The 17,662-nt window shown below is 70.0% G+C and carries 17 protein-coding genes; 4 read left to right on the plus strand and 13 right to left on the minus strand.

Features of this window, described 5'->3' with window-relative positions; genetic code table 11:
• The 8 genes from AMK26_RS35210 to AMK26_RS35245 form a co-directional block, all read right to left on the minus strand.
• A complete protein-coding gene (locus AMK26_RS35210; protein WP_073760364.1) occupies positions 1 to 678 on the minus strand; it encodes a hypothetical protein in 678 nt (225 codons plus the stop codon).
• Between the two features lie 45 nt (positions 679 to 723).
• Positions 724 to 1,872, minus strand: coding sequence for a hypothetical protein (locus AMK26_RS35215; RefSeq protein WP_073760366.1), 1,149 nt, complete (start codon positions 1,870 to 1,872; stop codon positions 724 to 726).
• A complete protein-coding gene (locus AMK26_RS35220; RefSeq protein ID WP_241838233.1) occupies positions 1,869 to 2,708 on the minus strand; it encodes a hypothetical protein in 840 nt (279 codons plus the stop codon). The genes AMK26_RS35215 and AMK26_RS35220 overlap by 4 nt, the downstream gene beginning before the upstream one ends.
• Positions 2,705 to 4,159: a hypothetical protein gene (locus tag AMK26_RS35225; protein WP_073760368.1), complete on the minus strand. Its 1,455-nt coding sequence runs from the start codon at positions 4,157 to 4,159 to the stop codon at positions 2,705 to 2,707. Before AMK26_RS35225 ends, AMK26_RS35220 begins: the two co-directional genes overlap by 4 nt.
• Positions 4,156 to 4,983 (minus strand): AAA family ATPase, encoded by an 828-nt coding sequence (locus AMK26_RS35230; RefSeq protein ID WP_079278007.1) that lies wholly within the window; start codon positions 4,981 to 4,983, stop codon positions 4,156 to 4,158. Before AMK26_RS35230 ends, AMK26_RS35225 begins: the two co-directional genes overlap by 4 nt.
• Complete coding sequence (locus AMK26_RS35235; protein ID WP_073760370.1) at positions 4,977 to 5,783, minus strand: ATP-binding protein; 807 nt, start codon at positions 5,781 to 5,783, stop codon at positions 4,977 to 4,979. The genes AMK26_RS35230 and AMK26_RS35235 overlap by 7 nt, the downstream gene beginning before the upstream one ends.
• A complete protein-coding gene (locus tag AMK26_RS35240) occupies positions 5,780 to 7,363 on the minus strand; it encodes a Mu transposase C-terminal domain-containing protein (RefSeq protein ID WP_241838234.1) in 1,584 nt (527 codons plus the stop codon). The genes AMK26_RS35235 and AMK26_RS35240 overlap by 4 nt, the downstream gene beginning before the upstream one ends.
• A gap of 388 nt (positions 7,364 to 7,751) precedes the next feature.
• Positions 7,752 to 8,174 (minus strand): hypothetical protein, encoded by a 423-nt coding sequence (locus tag AMK26_RS35245; RefSeq protein ID WP_143608715.1) that lies wholly within the window; start codon positions 8,172 to 8,174, stop codon positions 7,752 to 7,754.
• A gap of 319 nt (positions 8,175 to 8,493) precedes the next feature.
• On the opposite strand from AMK26_RS35245, the gene AMK26_RS35250 reads away from it, so the two are divergent.
• Positions 8,494 to 9,477 (plus strand): helicase associated domain-containing protein, encoded by a 984-nt coding sequence (locus AMK26_RS35250; RefSeq protein WP_241838235.1) that lies wholly within the window; start codon positions 8,494 to 8,496, stop codon positions 9,475 to 9,477.
• A 1,243-nt stretch (positions 9,478 to 10,720) separates the two neighbouring features.
• Here AMK26_RS35250 and AMK26_RS38275 read toward each other — a convergent pair.
• Positions 10,721 to 11,041 (minus strand): caspase family protein, encoded by a 321-nt coding sequence (locus AMK26_RS38275; RefSeq protein WP_073760379.1) that lies wholly within the window; start codon positions 11,039 to 11,041, stop codon positions 10,721 to 10,723.
• A complete protein-coding gene (locus tag AMK26_RS35260) occupies positions 11,038 to 11,394 on the minus strand; it encodes an effector-associated constant component EACC1 (RefSeq protein ID WP_073760381.1) in 357 nt (118 codons plus the stop codon). The genes AMK26_RS38275 and AMK26_RS35260 overlap by 4 nt, the downstream gene beginning before the upstream one ends.
• A gap of 426 nt (positions 11,395 to 11,820) precedes the next feature.
• Between AMK26_RS35260 and AMK26_RS37505 the strand changes: the two genes are divergently transcribed.
• Entirely contained in the window at positions 11,821 to 12,258 is a 438-nt protein-coding gene (locus AMK26_RS37505; RefSeq protein WP_073760383.1) for an ATP-binding protein, read from the plus strand.
• On the plus strand, positions 12,177 to 13,271 hold the full coding sequence (locus tag AMK26_RS37175) for a hypothetical protein (RefSeq protein ID WP_198944253.1): 1,095 nt from the start codon (positions 12,177 to 12,179) through the stop codon (positions 13,269 to 13,271). Before AMK26_RS37505 ends, AMK26_RS37175 begins: the two co-directional genes overlap by 82 nt.
• Before the next feature lie 253 nt (positions 13,272 to 13,524).
• Here the strand turns inward: AMK26_RS37175 and AMK26_RS35275 are convergent, their stop codons facing one another.
• Positions 13,525 to 14,454, minus strand: coding sequence for an AraC family transcriptional regulator (locus tag AMK26_RS35275; protein WP_241838237.1), 930 nt, complete (start codon positions 14,452 to 14,454; stop codon positions 13,525 to 13,527).
• Positions 14,455 to 14,567: 113 nt separating this feature from the next.
• Here AMK26_RS35275 and AMK26_RS35280 point away from each other — a divergent pair, with 113 nt between their 5' ends.
• The gene (locus tag AMK26_RS35280; RefSeq protein ID WP_073760387.1) at positions 14,568 to 15,248 is read left to right on the plus strand and encodes an NAD(P)H oxidoreductase; all 681 of its coding nucleotides are present in this window, start codon (positions 14,568 to 14,570) and stop codon (positions 15,246 to 15,248) included.
• A 459-nt stretch (positions 15,249 to 15,707) separates the two neighbouring features.
• Here AMK26_RS35280 and AMK26_RS38280 read toward each other — a convergent pair whose 3' ends face one another.
• On the minus strand, positions 15,708 to 15,890 hold the full coding sequence (locus AMK26_RS38280) for a hypothetical protein (RefSeq protein WP_241838238.1): 183 nt from the start codon (positions 15,888 to 15,890) through the stop codon (positions 15,708 to 15,710).
• Positions 15,891 to 16,774: 884 nt separating this feature from the next.
• Entirely contained in the window at positions 16,775 to 17,257 is a 483-nt protein-coding gene (locus AMK26_RS35295; RefSeq protein ID WP_143608717.1) for a hypothetical protein, read from the minus strand.
• Between the last annotated feature and the right edge of the window lie 405 nt (positions 17,258 to 17,662).

Raw genomic sequence — 17,662 nt, forward strand, 5'->3', positions numbered from 1 at the left:
TCAGGTCGTCATGAGGCGGTGGTAGTCCTCGACCTGCTTCGCCAGGTCGTCTTCGGGGATGCCGGTGAAGGCGCTCATCCGGGCGTAGGACAGGCCGGCCCGGCGTCCGACCAGTGCGAACTCGTAGAGGGCCTGGTTGATCCGGGCCCTGGCGCCTGCGAGGGAGACCATGCCGAGCTCGACACCATCGGCGGCCGGCAGCGTCCCTTCGATCTTCAGCTCCGCCAGGTCGCGCACCGCACTGGTGATCAGGTACGTCACGAAGCTCGGCATGTCGGACGGAACGTTGCCGGCCCAGGCCCGTTCGTGTGGTTCCGGGGAGGTGTCGGAAGCGTGCTGGGAGCGGCGAGCGGTGATGTACTCCCACACCCACCGGTAGGACAGCGGAAGCCTGCTGGTGCGACGGTCCAGCTCCTCAAACAGCTCGAAGGCCGAGCGGCGTTCGGCGGGCTCCTTGGCCTGGTCTTCGGCCAACAGCGTGTCCAGAAGCTGGCGGGCCTCGTCCAGTTCCTCCTCGTCGGCCGGGAGGGAATGCGGCAGTGGCAGCACGGTCGAGATCGCCTCCATGACCGCCTGGCGGGGCACGCCGTGCCGGGAGGCCAGGGAGCTGGGCAGCCTGTCGCCGGCGCGGTGGTCGCGGCGGATCGCTTCGAAGAGTTCCGTCCCTGGCTCGGTCATCGTCTACTCCCCTGGTCTGTGCGGTTGGTTGGGTTCCTGCACGCCTCATGCTGCCCGTCCGGGTGCTGGTGTGCCGTCCGCGTCAGGACGCGCGACGGCTGGCCGCTTGGAGCGCGAGGTGGGGGCGGCGGAGCGCCGCTTCGCGCCCGGTGCCTGGTGCTCGTGCAGGCCGCAGGTGTGGGCTGCTTCGGTTACAGCCGCGTGGTCGAAGGACCTGAGGGGCAGGGAAGTGTTGTCCGCACGCCCCTCCAGCTGCCCGAAGTGGCGGGCTGCCTCGATCAAGTCCACTGCCCAGGACGGTGTCCGCATCTGTCGGCCACGGACCGTTCGGGCCGGGAGGTCCCTCTGGGCGGCGAAAACCCGCACCGCCAGCGCCGCGGCGTGGACGGGATGGGCGATACGCGCATGGAGCCGGCGTGCGAGGAGGGTGGTGTGCTCGTCGGGCTCGGGCGGGAAGCGGCCGGCGGCGGGCAGCGGGAGCAGCGGACGGCCCAGGCGGCGGGCCGCTGCCTCGATCACGCCGCGGCCGGGCGTACGGCGGGTGGGCAGCAGGAAGCACGGCTCGCTCTCGTCGGGCGGGAGGTGCCCGTCCGTCTCCCACCACGCGAACCGGCCGGCGGACGGTGGTGGGGCTGGCGCGGGAGCGGCCACGGCGTGGCGGGCCGCGGCCAGGGTGTGAACCGCTTCATGGGGGAGGGCTGCGAGCGCGGTGGCCAGGGCGGCCGGGAGGGGGCCGTGGCACAGCAGGGTCAGCCGGATACTGGTGAGCTCCCGCAGGGCGAAGAGGTACTCGAAGTGGCGGGAGCTGATGCGATGGGCCCGGGTGACGACGACATGACCGATGCGCAAGCCGAGGAGCCAGGCAGCGACCGCGCGCCAGGCGGTCTCGGTGTTGCCACTCCAGTAGGCGCCGTCCTCGCTGCCGGCCAGCGGGAGGTGTTTGCCCATGCTGCGCAGCAGGTCGTGGGCCAGGGAGGCGGGAGCGCTCGCCACCGGGGTGGGGTGGACGGTGATACGGCCGGCCTGGGGGGTGTGGGCGGCCAGCGCGGCGCTCATGAAGGCGTGGTCGTCGTGAGGGTCGTGCACCACGGTGAGCGGGGACAGGCCGGGGCTGGTGTGGCCGGGTGACCAGGTGGGCTTCCACGCGCCGATGGTGGTCTCGGACACGGCGGCCGCGCGCGGCATCGACATCATCGCGCTCCGGGTCGAGCCGGTGTGGCAGCGGCGGGCGCCGACGCGGAGCCGCTGGCGGAGTCTGCGCCGACAGCAGCGGCGTGACGGTGGTCCAAAGCTGGGTGGCCGGCGGGGCCGGAGGCGTCCAGGAGCGGGTGGGCGGCAAGCCCAAGGGCGAACAACACGTCCGGGTGGGGAGTGGGCTGTTTGCCAGCAGGGGCGAGCAGGCGCCGGTTGGCCAGACGCGGGATCTGCTCGGCCGGCAGGTCGGGGGTGAAGCCGCGGGCGGTGTGGTGCAGCAGGCGGGTGAGGGCTGCGGCCTCGCCGGGAGCGAGGGAGGCGGCGGTGTGGCCTGAGTTGTGCAGGTTCTGCCGCTGCTTGGGGTCAAGCAGGTCGGGCACGCACGTCAGGTGGATGGCGGTGTCGGTGTGGATGAGCCGGTGCGGACTGCTGGACTGTTCGAGGTGTGCGGCCAGGGTGGTGGCGGCGCGCTTCAGGCGGTGCGGGGTCCATTCCAGGGCAGAGGCCAGGTCGTCGGGGTGGATGCGGTCGGCCTCGAGCAGGGCGGCGTGCAGCACGGTGGCGTGGGTGGCCGCACCCGGGGCGGGACGGCGGGCCGGTGCGGGCTGGCGCAGGAGGGATTCCGCGGAGGTGTTCAGCGCGCGGGCGAGGGTGAACAGGGCCCCGGCGGGGAGGGTGTGCGGGGTGAGGTGGGTGTCGAAGTCGGTGGTGGGGATGCCGGTCAGCGCGGCCAAGTCCTCGTCGGTGAGCTTGCACTCCATGGCGCGTGTGCGCAGGAACGTCAGGTCGAACGCGGCCGCGGACGTGTCGCCGGGCGGCGGGGTCTGATCGGTCACGGGTGTAGCTCCCCAAAGCGCGGCAGGACGTCGGGGGCGGGTGGCGTGGGGGTGTGCAGGTGCCAGCACCGGGCGGCGGTGTGCCAGTCGTCCCCGGAATGGCCGTTGGCCAGGGCGGGGATCGGGAGGCCAGCGTCGGCGATGAGGGCTTCGAAGCGTGGTGTGGTGCCGAAGCAGTTCGCGAACAGGCCGTGGTTATCAGCGGTGCGCGGGGTGCGCCGGCGGAATTCCACCGCGGCGCGCAGGAGGGGGCGGGCGCGGGGCGGGACGGCGTACAGGTGCCGGGGTCCGGGAGGTTCGCCGATGTTGATCCGCGAGTCGCGGTCGATGGCCACGGTGGTGCCGTCCCTGTCGACGGATCCGATCTGGGTCATCGACAGCAGCGAGGTGTCGGTGCCGGTGAACAGCAGGGCCGCGATAGCGGCGGCGCGCAGCGGGTTGGGCAGGCGCACGGTGATCGTGTGCACGGTGCGCGGGGTGATGGGCACGGTGGTGATGCCCGGGCCCGCGCGGCTGGTGAGGTCGTCGGGCACGTTGAGCAGCACCGAGCGGGACAGGAAGCCGGCCTGGGCGCCGCGCACGCGGGCCACGGTGTGCTGCGGGCTGGGGCTTGAGACGGTAAGCCGGGCCAGGAACAGCCGCACGTCCTCGGTCTCCTGCAGGCTGAAGGGGGTGGGCTCGGCCGGGTGGTCGGCTTCTTCGGTGGCCACCAGCTGGGGCGGCAGGGTGCGGGTCAGCCAGGTGCGGGCGGCGGCGTAGCCGGCGCGGTACTGACCGTCGGTGTGGGCGAAGTCGGTCGCGTTCTGGCGGCGCCAGCAGTCCGCGCGGAACGCCGCCACACCGCTACGGGGCACCGTGGGCAGCGGATGGGCGTGATCACGCGGTGGTGGGCCGTACCGGCGGCTGGTGGCGGCCGGGCCGATCGCGCCGAGGATGGCGGCCGTGCCGCGTACGGTCACCACGTCCACCAGATGGGCGGCTGTGAGGTGTTCGAGCAGGCGCTGCTCATCGGCATGCTCCGGGGTGTGGGCGAGGAGGGTGAGGCGGATGCCGGTGTCCGCGCGCCACGCGGCCAGGCGGCGCAGCCGCTCGGTGGTGAGGCGGTGGGCGCGCAGCACAATGACCTCGTACACGTCGGTGGCCAGGGTCCAGCAGGTCACCGCACGCCAGGCCGGGTCGGTGGACATCCGCTCCGCCTGGGGCCGGGAGAACCCATCGCGGCCCATGGCGCGCAGCACGTCCAGCGCGAGGTAGGCCGGGCTGGTGGTGTGCGGGGTGGGATCGACGGTGATCCGCCCGCGGGCGGGATCGGCCCACTGGTAAGCCGCCCGGTGCACCGCCTGATCGTCGTCGCCGTCCAGCAGCAGCCGCACCGGCCACGCCGCCGCCGACGGTGGTGCAGCGGCCCGTGGGGCAGGGACAGGGGCGGGAGGAAGTGTGGGTGCGGTCATGGGCGGCGTCCGCCATCGATACGGTCGGCCACGGCCTGCAGCAGGCCCCCATCGGGCTTGCTCGCTCCGGTGGCGGCCAGAGCCCGCTGGGTGTGATGGGTCAGCACGATCCAACGGCGTAGAGCGCCGCCTGCGAGGCGGGCGTCCAGCGCCTGCAGGTCGCCGGGCGCGACGCTGTGCCACAGCGGGTGCAACGCGGGAACCGCCGTCGGGACCTGGTCCCGGGTGAGCGCAGGGATGTGAAGCCAGCCGGCACTACGGGTGGCGAGCATCCGCTGGGCACGCAGTCGGCGTTCACCGCGCTGTGCGGCGACCAGCACCACGCACAGTCCCTGGGGCAGGTCGTCGTGCAGGAAGCGCAGGTACTCGAAACACGACGCCGACAGCCGGTCGGCGTCATCGGCCACGACGATCCGCGGCCCCTGCGCGAGGGCACGGCGGATCAGCGTGTCGGCGGCCCCGGGATCGGCAGGCGCCTCGCCGCGCAGCTTCAGTGCACGGTGGAAGGCGGCGCGCAGATCTGCCGGCGTCGGCTGAGCCCGGAAATCCAGCGGCAGCAGTTCACCGAGACGACGTCCCACGACGTGGACTGCGAAGGTCTTGCCGACCCCAGCATCGCCCAGCACGCACAGGAATCGCCGCTGGGCGCAGGCCTTGGGCAGCGCATCGCCGACGGCGAGCATGCCCGGGGTGAGCAGGGTGCGCAGGCCGGGGACGGCGAGGAAGTGCAGGCCCGGTGGGGCAGCGTCCTGCCCGGCGGTGAAGAGCTCTCGGGTGGTGGGCGCATCCGAGCCGGCCGGCGACGGGGGCGGGGTGGTCAGCACCGCTTCAGGGACCAGTCCACGATGCGGTCGTCGACCTTGTCGGCCTTGAAGAACTCCATCCCCTTCAGCACGTGCTTGGTCACCCTCACCCACTTACGGAAGGAGCCGAGCGCGTACTGGGTGTCGACCCGCTTCAGCAGCGCCTCATCCACGCCCCGCCACACCGGGTGCGAGTCGGGCACGGCCTTGAGGACCTCCTCCTCGGTCATCGCCAGGATCTCCAGGCGGATGTAGATCCGCGAGGCCAGCGCCGGATCGCTCTCCAGCGTCTCGTACGCCTCCCGGCCGCCGACGAACACGATGGCGGGCTTCGGGTCGCAGGTGTCCCACAGCTTGCGCAGGAACTCGAAGTTCTCCCGCCGGTACTGCTGCGCCTCGTCGCACACGATCACATACGGGCGCCTCGGCAGCGTCTCGCGCAGCAGCTTGTCGAACGCGGTCGGCGTCCCCGGCATCTTGCAGCCGAGGTTCATCTGGTGGAACAGCTCCTCGCGCAGGTCCTTCGGCCCCGGGCGGGAGCGGGCGAAGTCCAGCGGCAGGATCAGATCCGGGTTCATCTCCTGGATCGTGGCACGGGTGGAAAAGCTCTTCCCCAGCCCCGCGTCGCCGTAGATCACCGACATCGCCCGTGATTCGACGGTGTCGACGACGGTGTCCTTGATCTGCAGCAGCGTGTCGGTGGCGACCAGCTCCGAGTCCGGAATGTCAAGGAAGAACTGCGGGCGCAGATCCGGGCGGCGCGGCGCCGCCGACTCAGGCGGCTGCTGCTGCGCGGCAGTAGTGGCGGTGGTTGTGGTCATGCGTCCTCCGAAGACGGATGGGCGGGGGCGGGGGCCTGGCCGGGGCGTACCCAGCCGGCCGGGACGGGGGTCAGGGGCTGGTACGGCTCTTCGCGCCGCCGGGGAGCGGCAGGGGCTCGCCGGCTGGCGCCCGCGAGTTCAGCGAGCGCCTCTTCCTTGGTCATCCGGGTTGCCGAGGCGGGCAGTTCGGGTTCCGTAGCCGGCAGATAACGGTCGCGCCTGCGCTCACCGGAGCGCTGCAAGGCCCTGCGCAGTTCAGCACTGTGCTCCCGGCGGCCGGCAAGGACCTTGGCGCGCAGTTCCTCGCCTGCCTCATCGCTGAGGAACGCCCGGCCCAGGTAACGGTCGCCGCGGAAGGTGTACAGGTCGATCTCATGGGCGTGGTGCGGCATCCACCGCACCCGCACCTCGACCCCGATCCATCCGGCACCGTTCTCCGGCATGTAGCAGCGGCCCGCGAACTCCACCCCGTGACTGGTGATCTTCCTCGGCCGGTGGTCGCTCTCCAGCATGAACGCACGTAGCTCGGCCGGGGTGGGCTCGGGCCGGACCTCGGTCGGGTCGGCCAGCCACGCCTCAAGCGGCGTCTTCCCGGTGCGCTTCATCACGTGCTCGGTGTTGTGCTCGGTGACCCACTCCCCCAGGCGCTTGACGAACGCCTCGAACGTCAACGGCGGATCGGTGTCACCGACACGTCGGCGGTGATCGAGCAGGGGTGCCTTGGTGTAGCGGGGCAGGTCGGCGAAGAAACGGGTCATGCTGGTGCGGTTCAGCCGCTCGATACCGCCCTTGTGACGGGCGCTGCGCACCCGGTGCACCGGGACACCGAGCAGGCCGAAGGCACGCCGGACGGTCTTGGACAGGAAATCGGCGCCGCCGTCGACCCGTACCAGGTGCGGCAGTCCACCGGCCGGCCCGTAAGGATCCTCCCGCAGCACCGACGCCCGCACGGCCGCCAGAACCGAGCCACGATGCGCACTGCCAGCGGTGACCGCCCAGCCCATCACATAGCCGGTGCCACGGTCCTCGAACCACGTCACCCACACCCTCGACATGGTCTTGTCGGGCATCATCACCACCAGCGGGGCCTGCTTATGATCGCCCTCCCACACCTGGTTCCGGGCCACCGCAGGCCGCCGGAACGCGGGGTCGAAACCGCGTGCAGCCGGAATACCCTCCCGCAGGCCCGCCATGAAACCCGGATCGAGGTCACGGGCGATGGCGTCGTGCAGCGTGGTCAGACCGATCGGCTTCCGTCCCTCCGCCCGGGCGGCGCGCACCAGGTGCTCGTGCGCGCGCTTGACGTTGCCCTGGTAGTCGGCGAGGACATCGATGATCTCCTCGGTGATCCGGAACCGGCTGCGTTCGGGCTTCTCCGTGCTCCCGGTCTCCTCGGCGCGGGCCAGCCAGCGCCACACCTGCCGCACGCTCACATCCAGCGACTCGGCGACCAGCCGCACATGCGCTGTCGTCAACTCCCCCGCACCACGCAAGTGGAGCAGCTGGGCCACGGCAGCGGGACGCAGTTCGTCCCGATGCCGCCCCAAGCCCTCCTGCCAGGCGCCGTCCAGCGTCGTCACCGGTGCCCGCGCCCCTCCAGCGGGCGGGCGTATAACGGCACGGCGATCACGTACAACCCTCCAACAACGCCTGGACACACATCAGTTCAGCCTGACGCACATGTGACGGATGCGCCTGACGCGAGGCTATGAGCTGTGTGTGGGTTCCTGCCCAGCTGCCCACCCGGACGGGTGACAGCCCAACGTTTCCCGCCAGTTTGATGGACGCGTGTGCTAATGGCCTCGTGGGTCGCCGCGGGAACCCGCACCAGCCAGGCTCCGCGCCACCGGCGTCGCGCTCCCCCGCAGCACCTACCAAGAACCGCCGGACACTACCCAAGAAAGTGAAGTGGCAGATTCCTTCCGACGCTCCGCCCAGCCCCTTCGCTGAACTCGAAAAACGCTCCGTTCAGTCGCGCTCCCGGCCCGTCGGTCTCATCGACGTGTCGTTCTGGAATGCTTCGATCCTCGCCCACAGTGCGTTGCCCAGGGCTCGGACTTCAGGGGTGTATTCGATCCCGCATTCCCGGGCGGCTTCCCGGGTCCGGGCCTCCTTCTCCGCCTGAGTGAGCGTGGTGGCGCCCCTGCCGAGAATGTCGTCGATGAGCAGGCCACTGATCACAGGCGGCTCAGCGGCCGGGCCCTGCTTCCGCGCCGCTTCCCCAAGGAGCTGACGCTTGAGCCGTCCGTCGCGTGCCTGTCGCGTGGCGGCCTGCCGGACGTAGGTCGCGATGGGAACGTTGAGCTCGGCCGCGTGTTCGCTGATCAGGGCATGCTCTTCCAGCGAGAAGGCCACCACCACTTCGAGGTCCGAGGGCTCTGTATCGGTCATGGCGCCCATAATGGCCTTCGACTCCGACAATTTCCGCAGAGTCCAGCCCGGTCGATCACGGTTGCGTGCCCCTGAAGGGCAGCAGGCCCATGACCCCACGCCCCATGAAGACCAGGAACGCAAAGGAGACACGAGGAACGTGACACCGACTGATACGGCCCCACGTCACTGCAATGTTCGGGGAACTGTCACCATGATCGACCGATCCAACCACCCCTGAACAGCGCCAACACGCCTACAGGTCAGTGACACACGAAGCCGAACACCCCAGTGACATCACGGCCGAACCTCACAGGAGGTCCCGGGCGAGGTGGGCACGGTGGCTGCTGAGCTGTTGTCGTTCTCCCGGCCGCGGGATCCGGCGCAGTTGGCGGCGTTCATCAGTCTGCGGGTGTTGCAGCCGGAGAGGCAGTTCTGGAGGCGGGGTCTGGCGGCCGCGCTGGCGTTTCGCAGTGACCGGGGTGATCTGGCGGTTCCGTATGAGTACCGGACGGTGGACGGGTTCGCGCTGGGGGTGTGGATCGCCCGGCAGCGTAGTGCCCATGCGCGTGGGGGGCTGAGCCGGGAGCGGGTGGGACAGATGGAAGAGCTCGGCATGATTTGGTCGCATGCCGAGGTCGCGTTCGCCGAGGGGCTGTCGGCGGCACGCGGATGGGCTGCCGAGCACGGGCACCTGCTGGCGCCGGCCGATGGCACGTGGGAGGGGTACGCGGTGGGGGTATGGCTGAAGAACCAGCGAGCGGCCGCCCGGCAGGACAAGAGCGGGTGGGGAGAGGACGGGGAGGCGGCGGGTGGGCTGAGCGCGGCGCGGCGGCGGGCTCTGGAGGACATCGACCCGTCGTGGTGCCCCTCATGGTCGGTTGCCTGGCAGCGGTGCTTCCACCTCGCCCGCCTCCACGTCCAGAGCGGGCAGGTGCTCCCCGAGAATTCGGGGCAGCTGGTGGTCCAGGGAGAGGACCTGGGACAGTGGGCCAGCCGGCAGCGACGCCAGTGGGACAGCCTCAAGGTGGCGCAGCAATGGCTACTGGAGGAAACACTCGGGCTCGGCCCTCTGTGTGAGGGTGAGCAGGGTGTGATGGCGCCGCGGCGTACGCGGGCGCAGGTGTGGGCGGCGAATATGGCTGCTGCCCGCCAGTACCGAGAACGGGAAGGGCAACTGGAGGTTCCCCACCGGCATGTCGAGAAGGTCGGCGGGGACGAGCAGGCCCTGGGGGTGTTCATCGCCAACAGCCGCTCCCGTCGGACACGGCTCGCACCCGAGCGCGTCGCAGAACTGACCGCACTCGGTATGCGATGGGGGTAGGGGGCCCGAGCAGGTCCTCATGCGAGTACGGCAAGGGTCTCCTGGAGCGGCCCGTCGCTGCGGCGGGACGAACGGCGGGTGGTCTGCCCACCGAGCGCCGGGATTCGGACATGCTTGGCCGTTCAGCGACAAAGACGGAGCGCTATCAGAAGACTGGTGAGACTGTCCGTCTGCCGCGATGGGGGATGTGGAGCTGTGGCACAGCAGCGCAAGGGGTACTGGAGGGCACGGCACTACGTACAGCCGTCGTCGGCGTCAACCAGCCAGTGGAAGCAGCCGTCCACCGGCGCAATCGTGGTAGTCGGTCTTCTCGCGATCGCTGGGTGGAACACGCTGTTTGGGAGCGACTCCGGCAACACGGGGCAGAGCCCTCAGCCTCGCCCCTCCGGGGCTTCTGGCCCGGCTGTCCCCAGTCGTGACCGCGGCTGCGCCATAAGGCGAAGAAACGCCGCCGTGTATTCCCGTGCTCGGCGGTGTCGCCCTGCGGCGTGGCCAAAGGGGTGGGGTGTGGCGCGGGGGCGTTGTTGCGTAGTTCCTGCCAGGTTCCGTGCCATTGCTGGATCTGGTCGTCGGGGACACTGCATGCGGCCAGGTAGACGGCTGTGGTGTTCCAGGTGGCGGGGAGTGTGTCGCGGTTGGTCAGTCGGCTGATGGTGCCCGTGGAGATACGTCCGGCGGAGCAACGGCTAACCTCCTGCTGGGTCAGTCCGCTGATTTCTCTGACCGCCGCGAGGTTCGTGAGGAAGCCGGTGATCGTGCGGATCGAGGTCGGGTCGGGCCACAGTCGGTGCTCCGGCTCTACGGCGGTTTCGGCGGTGACGGGTGTGGGGGGGGGAAGGTCTGCGTGGTTGCGTCCCAGCGCCACTCGGGCTCCGGTGTTGCGATTCCTGGCCTGGGGAACAGGATGCGCCCGGGCTTCCAGGGTCAGGCGAAGGTGCCGGTAGATGGTCTCCAGGTCGAGCAGGGGCGGGCCGCCGGGGATGCCGTGGCGCAGCGTTTCCAGAAGGGCTCCTGTGAACGCTGTGTGAGGGGCGCCGACCGGGGCCAGGGCAGCGCGCGTTTCGGCGGAGGCGGCGAGGAGGGAAAGTACCTTCCACTGAGGCCTGGTCGGCGAGGCCCTGGCATGCGCTCATCCGGCCGAGAGCGAGGCCGCTATAGCAGCAGTCGAGGAGGAGATGTGCCGCTGAGCTGGGGACTCCAGGAGGACCTGGCGCAGCCAGTCGTAGGTAAGGCTGGTCTCGACTCAGCCGGGCTGTGTGTGTGGCAGGGCCAGGGTGAGGGCGTCGTGGAGGTCGATCAGGCCGTGGCCGGCGTAGTAGACGATCAGCGTGTCGGTGGCCTCTGCCGCTGCCTGGCGCAGTGGATCCATCACGGTGGCCGGGTCGGGCGGATTCTCGACGACGGTCACGTGCGGGGTGGACATCCGCAGGGACAGCGGGCCGATCAGGAGGTCGGCAAGGGCGGTCAGGTTGTTCGAGACGGCCGGCAGCTGCTCGAGGTGGTCGTAGCGGCTCGTACCGATGAGTACTGCGCGGGACGCCCCCGGGTCGGGCAGCACGCTCACGTGTCGCGTTCCTCGTCCCCGGCAAGGTCCAGTGCTCGGGTTGCTCGCTCGATCTCATCGGGCGAGCAGTCGGTGAGGACAAAGACCGTGTCGCCACGGTGGATCTCTACCCGCGGTCGCTGCGGCCGGGTCTGCCGCCACGCCACCAAAGCCAGCACGAACGACGCCGCACTCCACCCGTTCCCTGTCACCAACTGCAGCACGTCCAGCGCGGAGCCCATTTCTCCCGGCCGAGGAGCACTCCCCCGCACGTCGGTCACAGCCGTCCTGCGCACGTCAGGGTCCGAACGAAGCCAGCTCTGCAACGAGCGCAGTTCCCCCGCGCCCGACTTTAGGTGCACCTCTAACCGCACTCATGCCTCCAGTAATCGACTTTGGGCGCCGCCCCGCTGGACGGCGTTCTGTCCCCATCGTCGTGCACCGGACCGGTGCCTTGTCTCGTACTCCAAGAAATCTCCCTCCATGCCGAGGGCCCGACACGCGCGAATCGGAAAGGTTGCAGACACCGAGAAGGGCGCCACTTGGCCGCTGCTGTACCGGATGGCTGTGAATGCTGTCGGTCGTATGCCAATACCGGCAGCGGGTGGAGGGGGTGGACCCTCGTCTCGCGTGGTGGTCTGCGCGGCAGCGCAGGACCGGGGGGCGGGGGCGCTGGATTGGGTGGGCAACGTTCGTGTTGCCCACCCGATGCGGTGGCGTGAGGGGGTGCCCCGGCTCCCGATGCGCGAGTGACCCGTTGGACATCTCGACGGTGTGGCAGAGAATCCGAGGGAACCGCGATGGCAAGGGACTTCTTCTGTGAGCGGCTCGTGCTCACCTCGGTCGGCGGGGTGCGCGAGGTCGATCTCGCCTACCAGCTGGTGTGTGTCTTCGGGCCGGTCGACACAGGCAAGACCACGTTGGTCGACTGTATCCAGTACGCGCTCGGCCTGCCGGTGGCCTGGCGGGAGGTGCCGGAGAAGCGTCTACAGACGGTGACGCTGTTCGTGTGGATCGAGGGGATGCGGATCGGGCTGCGCCGTTCCCTGGTGGGAGACACGAAGAGTATCGAGCTGCTGGACGGGCCAGTGGTCAGGTCGAGGAGACCCTCGACGTGGAAGCGCGGGAGGGCAGCAACCGGCGCATCGTGGGCGAGGTGTTGCTGGAGCTGCTCGGGCTGGCCGAGATGTTCGCGCCGCCGTCGGCGGTGGCACTTCTGGGAGCCGGGGTGCGGCTGACGTTCGAGCAGCTGTATGCAATGTGCTACCTCACCCAGGACCTGGTGGATGGCAGCGAGTCGGTGAGAGGCAAGGCGAATACTGCCCAGTCCTACCGGACCATCGTCGAACTGTTGCTGGGGCTGACCGATGGGCCGATGCGGGTGCTGACAGCCCGCAAGGACGAGCTGACCCGTACCCTCGGTGAGCTGCGCAGGCGGGCGGGCACGATCGGCGGGTTCTTGACCGGCAGCGCCGCCGATCTCGAAACGGAGCTGGCCCGCTCCCTTGGCGAGGAGCGGGACGCTCTGCGGTCACTTGAGGAGTTCAAGGGCCGGATGCGGGCCGCCACCGCACACGCGGATCCCTTCCGGCGCCGTGTGCAGGAGCTCGAGCAGGTCCTGGAGCAGTACCGGCGGGCAGCCGTGGACGCCGAGTACGCCCTGGTGCGGGAACGCCGGCGGGTCCAGCTCCTGACCGAGCAGCGGCATCACGGTCCCCAGCCGGTCTCCCCCTGCCCTGCGTGTACCGCGGATCTGAGCGGTCGGCCGGTTCCTGACGGGGACTGTCCCCTGTGTCTGAGCGAGCTGGACCCCGAGGCTCTGGCGCAGGCGCTGGGGACAGCGCAGGCCTCACTCGCCGCTGCGGAGCAGCGCTCGGTGGAGCGGGCCAAGGCAGTGGGTGAGGCGCAGACGGCGTGGGAGCAGGCCAGGGCCGAGCTCGATGAGCGGACGCGGGAGGACATCAGTCCGCTGGCGGCGCGGATCGAGCAGCGAACACTTCAGCCACTCGGTGAACATGTGGCGCAGCGTGTCCTTCTCGGCTGCGACGTACAGCGCGGCTCTCTGGCCGGCGGTGTGGTCCAGGGCGAACCATCCGGGGACGTCGGCGAGAAGCGCGGTGACGTCGGCCCAGGCCGCAGGGACGTGGACTTCTCGCAAGGTGTCGATCAGGTCGGGGAAGCGGCCCGTCGCGGCGGGCCTGAGCCAGCTGGGAGGACAGGCGCCGGTAGGTGGGCGGCGTATTGGGAATGAGCCCTTCGGCGACGAGGCGCTAGTGACCCTGGTCAGTGGAGTCCAGTTCCTCGTACGCGGCAGTCATCGGCCGTGGGCCGGCTGTCCGCGGCGCCCCGGCCCGGGCTCAGGCGTGGCGGGCGGCGAGGACTTCGGCGTACTCGGGGCGTACCACGGCCTCGGGCACAGAGCGTGCCGGGCGGTGTGCGGCCTGGCACGCCGTACGTAGAGCGACGCTCGTGAGAAGAGCACCCCCTGGTCGCCGGACCGGAGCTCAGGCTGCTGCGGCGCGGAACGTGCTGGGGCTCAGGCCCTTGTGTCGTTTGAACGCGGCACTGAAGCCGAAAGCGTCGGCATAGCCGACGGACCTTCCGATCCGGGCGATGCTGAGGTCGGTGTCGGTCAGAAGTGCCTCGGCCTCGTCCATGCGGCATTCCGTGAGGTAGGCGAGGGGCGGGCGGCCCATCAGCTTGGTGAAGCGCTTGGCGAACAGCGCCCGGGAGACGCCGGCTCGAGTGGCCAGCGATGCCACCGTCCAGGCCTCGGCGGGCCGGTCGTGGAAGGCCTGCAGGGCGGGGGCGAGGACTGGGTCGGCGAGGCCCCGGTACCAGCTGGGCGCGTCGGCGCCGGCCTGGTCGAACCAGGTGCGCAACGTGCACACCAGGGCCCAGTCGAGCAGCCGGTCCATCAGCGCCTGCGAACCGGCCGAGAATTGGGCGGCGTCGGCGGCGGCCGTCTCCAGCCAGGCACAGACCTCGACGTCCTCCTTGATCACCAGGACGGGCGGCAGTGCACGCAGGAGCCGCTCGTGGCGGTGGCCCGAGGCGCGGTAGGCGCCCACGATCAGCGCGGTCGCCTCCTCAGAGTCGGTGCCCCAGTGGATCCCGCCGAGTTCCTGGGCGGTGCACTCGGCGTCCGTGGTAAAGCAGGCGATCTCGTACGTGGCATGAGGGCTGTGGACCGTGGTGGGATGGTCCGCGAGAAGAAACGGTGCGGGGCCGCGAACGATGGCCGTATCACCCGGGTCGACCGCTCGCTCGATGCCGTCGGGCAGCAGCAGGGTGCCCCCGCCGCGCAGCACGCTGATCATGATGAGCGGTGCGTCGTCGGCGAAGCGGATGATCCAGGGCGCCGTCAGTACGGCGTGGCTGACGACCGAACCCTCGGCCCGGATGCCACTCAGTAAGGAACTCAAAGGATCCACGGAAAGCAGCGTAGACGATCTCCTATGTTCTGGAGCGCTTCTCCTATGGATCATCTACGTCACCGTCGCTGTACTGGACTCATCGAATCGACCCAGACCAGCCGGGAGACACCGTGACGCAGCACGACAGCCATGCCAGGACCGCCCTCGTGGTCGTCGCACACCACCGCGCCGATTCCCTCACCGCGCACACGGCCCGCCGTGCTGCCGCCCGGCTCGAAGCCGCCGGATACCGCATCGACCTGCTCGACCTGCGCGCCGAGGGGTTCGACCCGCGGATGAACAAGTCGGACCAGCCGGACTGGAGCAACAGGGAAAAGGCGTATTCGGACGAAGTGCAGGCCCATATGCAGCGTATCCTCGACGCCGATGTCGTCGTCGCCGTCTTCCCGGTGTACTGGCAGAGCGTGCCCGCCATCCTCAAGGGCTGGATCGACCGCGTATGGAACTACGGGTTCGCCTACGGCCGCAGCAAGCCCCGCCTTGCCGGCAAGCGCATGCTGTGGCTGGGCCTGGCCGGCGCCACGGCCGACGATCCCATCGTGGAGGGGATGCAAACCGTCCTCGAGACCAATCTGAGCGAAGGCATCGCCTACTACTGCGGCTTCTCCCATTCGACCGTCGGCCTGCTCACCGACGCGGAGGAGCGCCCGCAGCGCGTCGACGCCGGAGGCAACCTCCTGGTCGGCGAAGTGGTCACGGGCGCTGAGCGAGAGAGGCAGTACGCCGATCTCGACCGGCGTGCACGGGAGTTCGTGGAAAGCTTCGTCGCCGAGGAACTTGTGACGGCCTGACCGCCAGGGAGCCAGCGGCCCGTACGCCCCGGTCTCCCCGCCTGTGTATCCGTCCGTCGGCTGTCCCTCGCCGTGGGAGGCGTGCGTCAGGGGCGCAGGCCAGTGTGCGCGAGGCGGCCGCACCGAGGGCGGCGATGACCTCCTGGTCGCCCCGGCGCCAGGCGCCGGCGAATCCGCCGGGCGGGGTGGGCAGCTTGACGAGGGCGGCCGGCGGGCCGGTGAGGGCGCGCAGGGCGAGCAGGTCGGCGCCGCCCGGCGCGTCGGCGAGACGACGGACGATCATGCGGCGGCGAATCCAGAGCAGGCGCGGGGGAAGCCACACAACCAGGATGAGGAGCACGAGGATGACGATGAGAGCCGTGGTCGTCACGTCGGCGACCTGGGTGACGGTCTCCTGGAGCGATGCGCCGGCGTCGGCGAAGCCGGTACCGGCGTCGGCTGCGGACTGGAGCGGCTTCTTCAGGACGTCGCCGATGAGCGGTACGTCCGACGCCGCGTCCCGGCGTTGCCGAGTTCCTCGGCGAGGCCGTCTCCGGAGCTCTCGACCTTCCGCCCCGGCTCAGCCAACAGCATGATCATGTCGCGGACGAAGAATGCCGCCCACACCGTGAGCACGATCAGGGCCACGGCGATCAGGTCCACGAGCACCTGGCGGTTCCGGCGTGCGGGAGTCTGGGCGTAGAGACACAACGGCGGGCTCCTGTTCTGTTCAGGGCGTCGATCAGAATCGGCCGTCCCGCCAGCGACTCGGCCGGCCGGTCGTCGGGGACAACTCTTCCACCGCGCTCCCCGGGCGAACGCGCACGACGCGGACCATGGCCGGCCCTGCGCCGCAGTAGCCGCGACACACCGCGCCCCGGGGCCCTCGATGGCCTCGTCCTCACCTATCTGGTGATTGAAGCACCGGACGCGGTGGAGCGGGCGGCCGGTCATGGGGATCTGCACTGGGTGAACCTGACCGCCCGTCCGCTCACGGTCATGGACTGGGAGCGGTGGCGTTCGGTGCCAGCCGCGCTTCGATGCGGTCCTGCTGCACGCCTACAGCCTGCGCGTCCCTGCGGTGGCAGCCCGGGTGCGGTTCGAGTTCGGTGACGCTCTCGACACCCGGCCGGACGGGTTGGGGAACTGTGCGCGCTGGAGGCGCGTCGGGCCCTCGTGCTCGCCATCGAGTTCACCTACCAGGAGCGTCCCAAGATCCCCAAGAAGGTCCCGCGTTCCCAAACTGGGGACTCGCCATGGCGCGAGCTCCGGCGAACCCGTAGGGGGCGCCCGGCCCGTTCGCTATGCGTATCCGTATGGCGAGGGCCGAGTTCAGCCGAGCAGCAACACCGCAACCAACGCGAGCACCGCCACGAGGGCTGCGACCACCCCCCAGAAGAGGAGAGCCCTCCGCTGGCGGGGAGTGTCGGCATCGGCGGCGACCGCCCAATCGGGGATCCCGCCTCCAGGGCCGGTCAAGTCGTTCGCCATCGATGGCGTGATGACTGGATCCTCACGATCCGTCCACCTCCACTCGCCGTCCGGCATCAGGACGCCACGCCAAAGGCCTCCGGCCCCCCGCGGCGCCATCGCATTCCCGCAGCATCGGTGAAGAAGACGGTGACGTACTGCAGGACCATGTATGCCGGAACATCGCTCTCCGGCGGAGGCAGCGGGAACGAACGTGTGGACCCCGAGTTGAGCGACCCCGACACGTCAGCCACCGTTTCGCCGTAGCACGTTGCACTGAGGTCTGTGACCGGCTGATTGCTGGGGTTGAGGATGTCCAGGCGGTGGGTCACCCAGCCGTCGTGAAGTGGTGACCCAGTCGACGAGTGCCGGATTTCGATCATCGACGCCTGCATGCGGCGCTCACGCCGGTCAGCTTCCTTCTCCCGAGCTTCGAGGGCGCGTTCCCGAGCGTCCAGAGCCACGCCGCGTGCCACTTGATGACGGTGAGCCAGAAAGCTCACTACCAATGCTCCCAGCGCGACAAGCGAGCTGGAGGCGGAGATGATGATCCCGATCACGCTGACACTATGGCGGCCTCGGCACGGCGCCGTGATGCCTTTGGGGGATCTCAGGAGGAGCGGCACCTGCCTTCTTTCCATGCCCATGCCCCGGGAGCGCAGCCAGCAGCTGCCGCCGAAGAACCCCGCCGGATCCTCCCGTTCGCCCCCGGAGTTCGGTTACCAAGTACGGTCCGAGACCCCCTAGCAGGTCCCGCATTCCCAAACTGGGAACCGGCCGCAGCGCGAGCGCGGACGAACCGCAGGGGCCGCCGGCACAGTGACCCAGCTCCGCGCATTCCGTCACCCCGCGAACCGCATTTCGTCGGTTCCTCCGGGGTGGCGGGGCGGTCCGGTCGAGGGGCCAGCCCTAGGGGGTGTCCGGAAAGTCTTGGAGCCAGAGTCGGAGGCAGGCGAGGGTGACCA

Source organism: Streptomyces sp. CB03234, assembly GCF_001905885.1.
GTDB lineage: Bacteria > Actinomycetota > Actinomycetes > Streptomycetales > Streptomycetaceae > Streptomyces.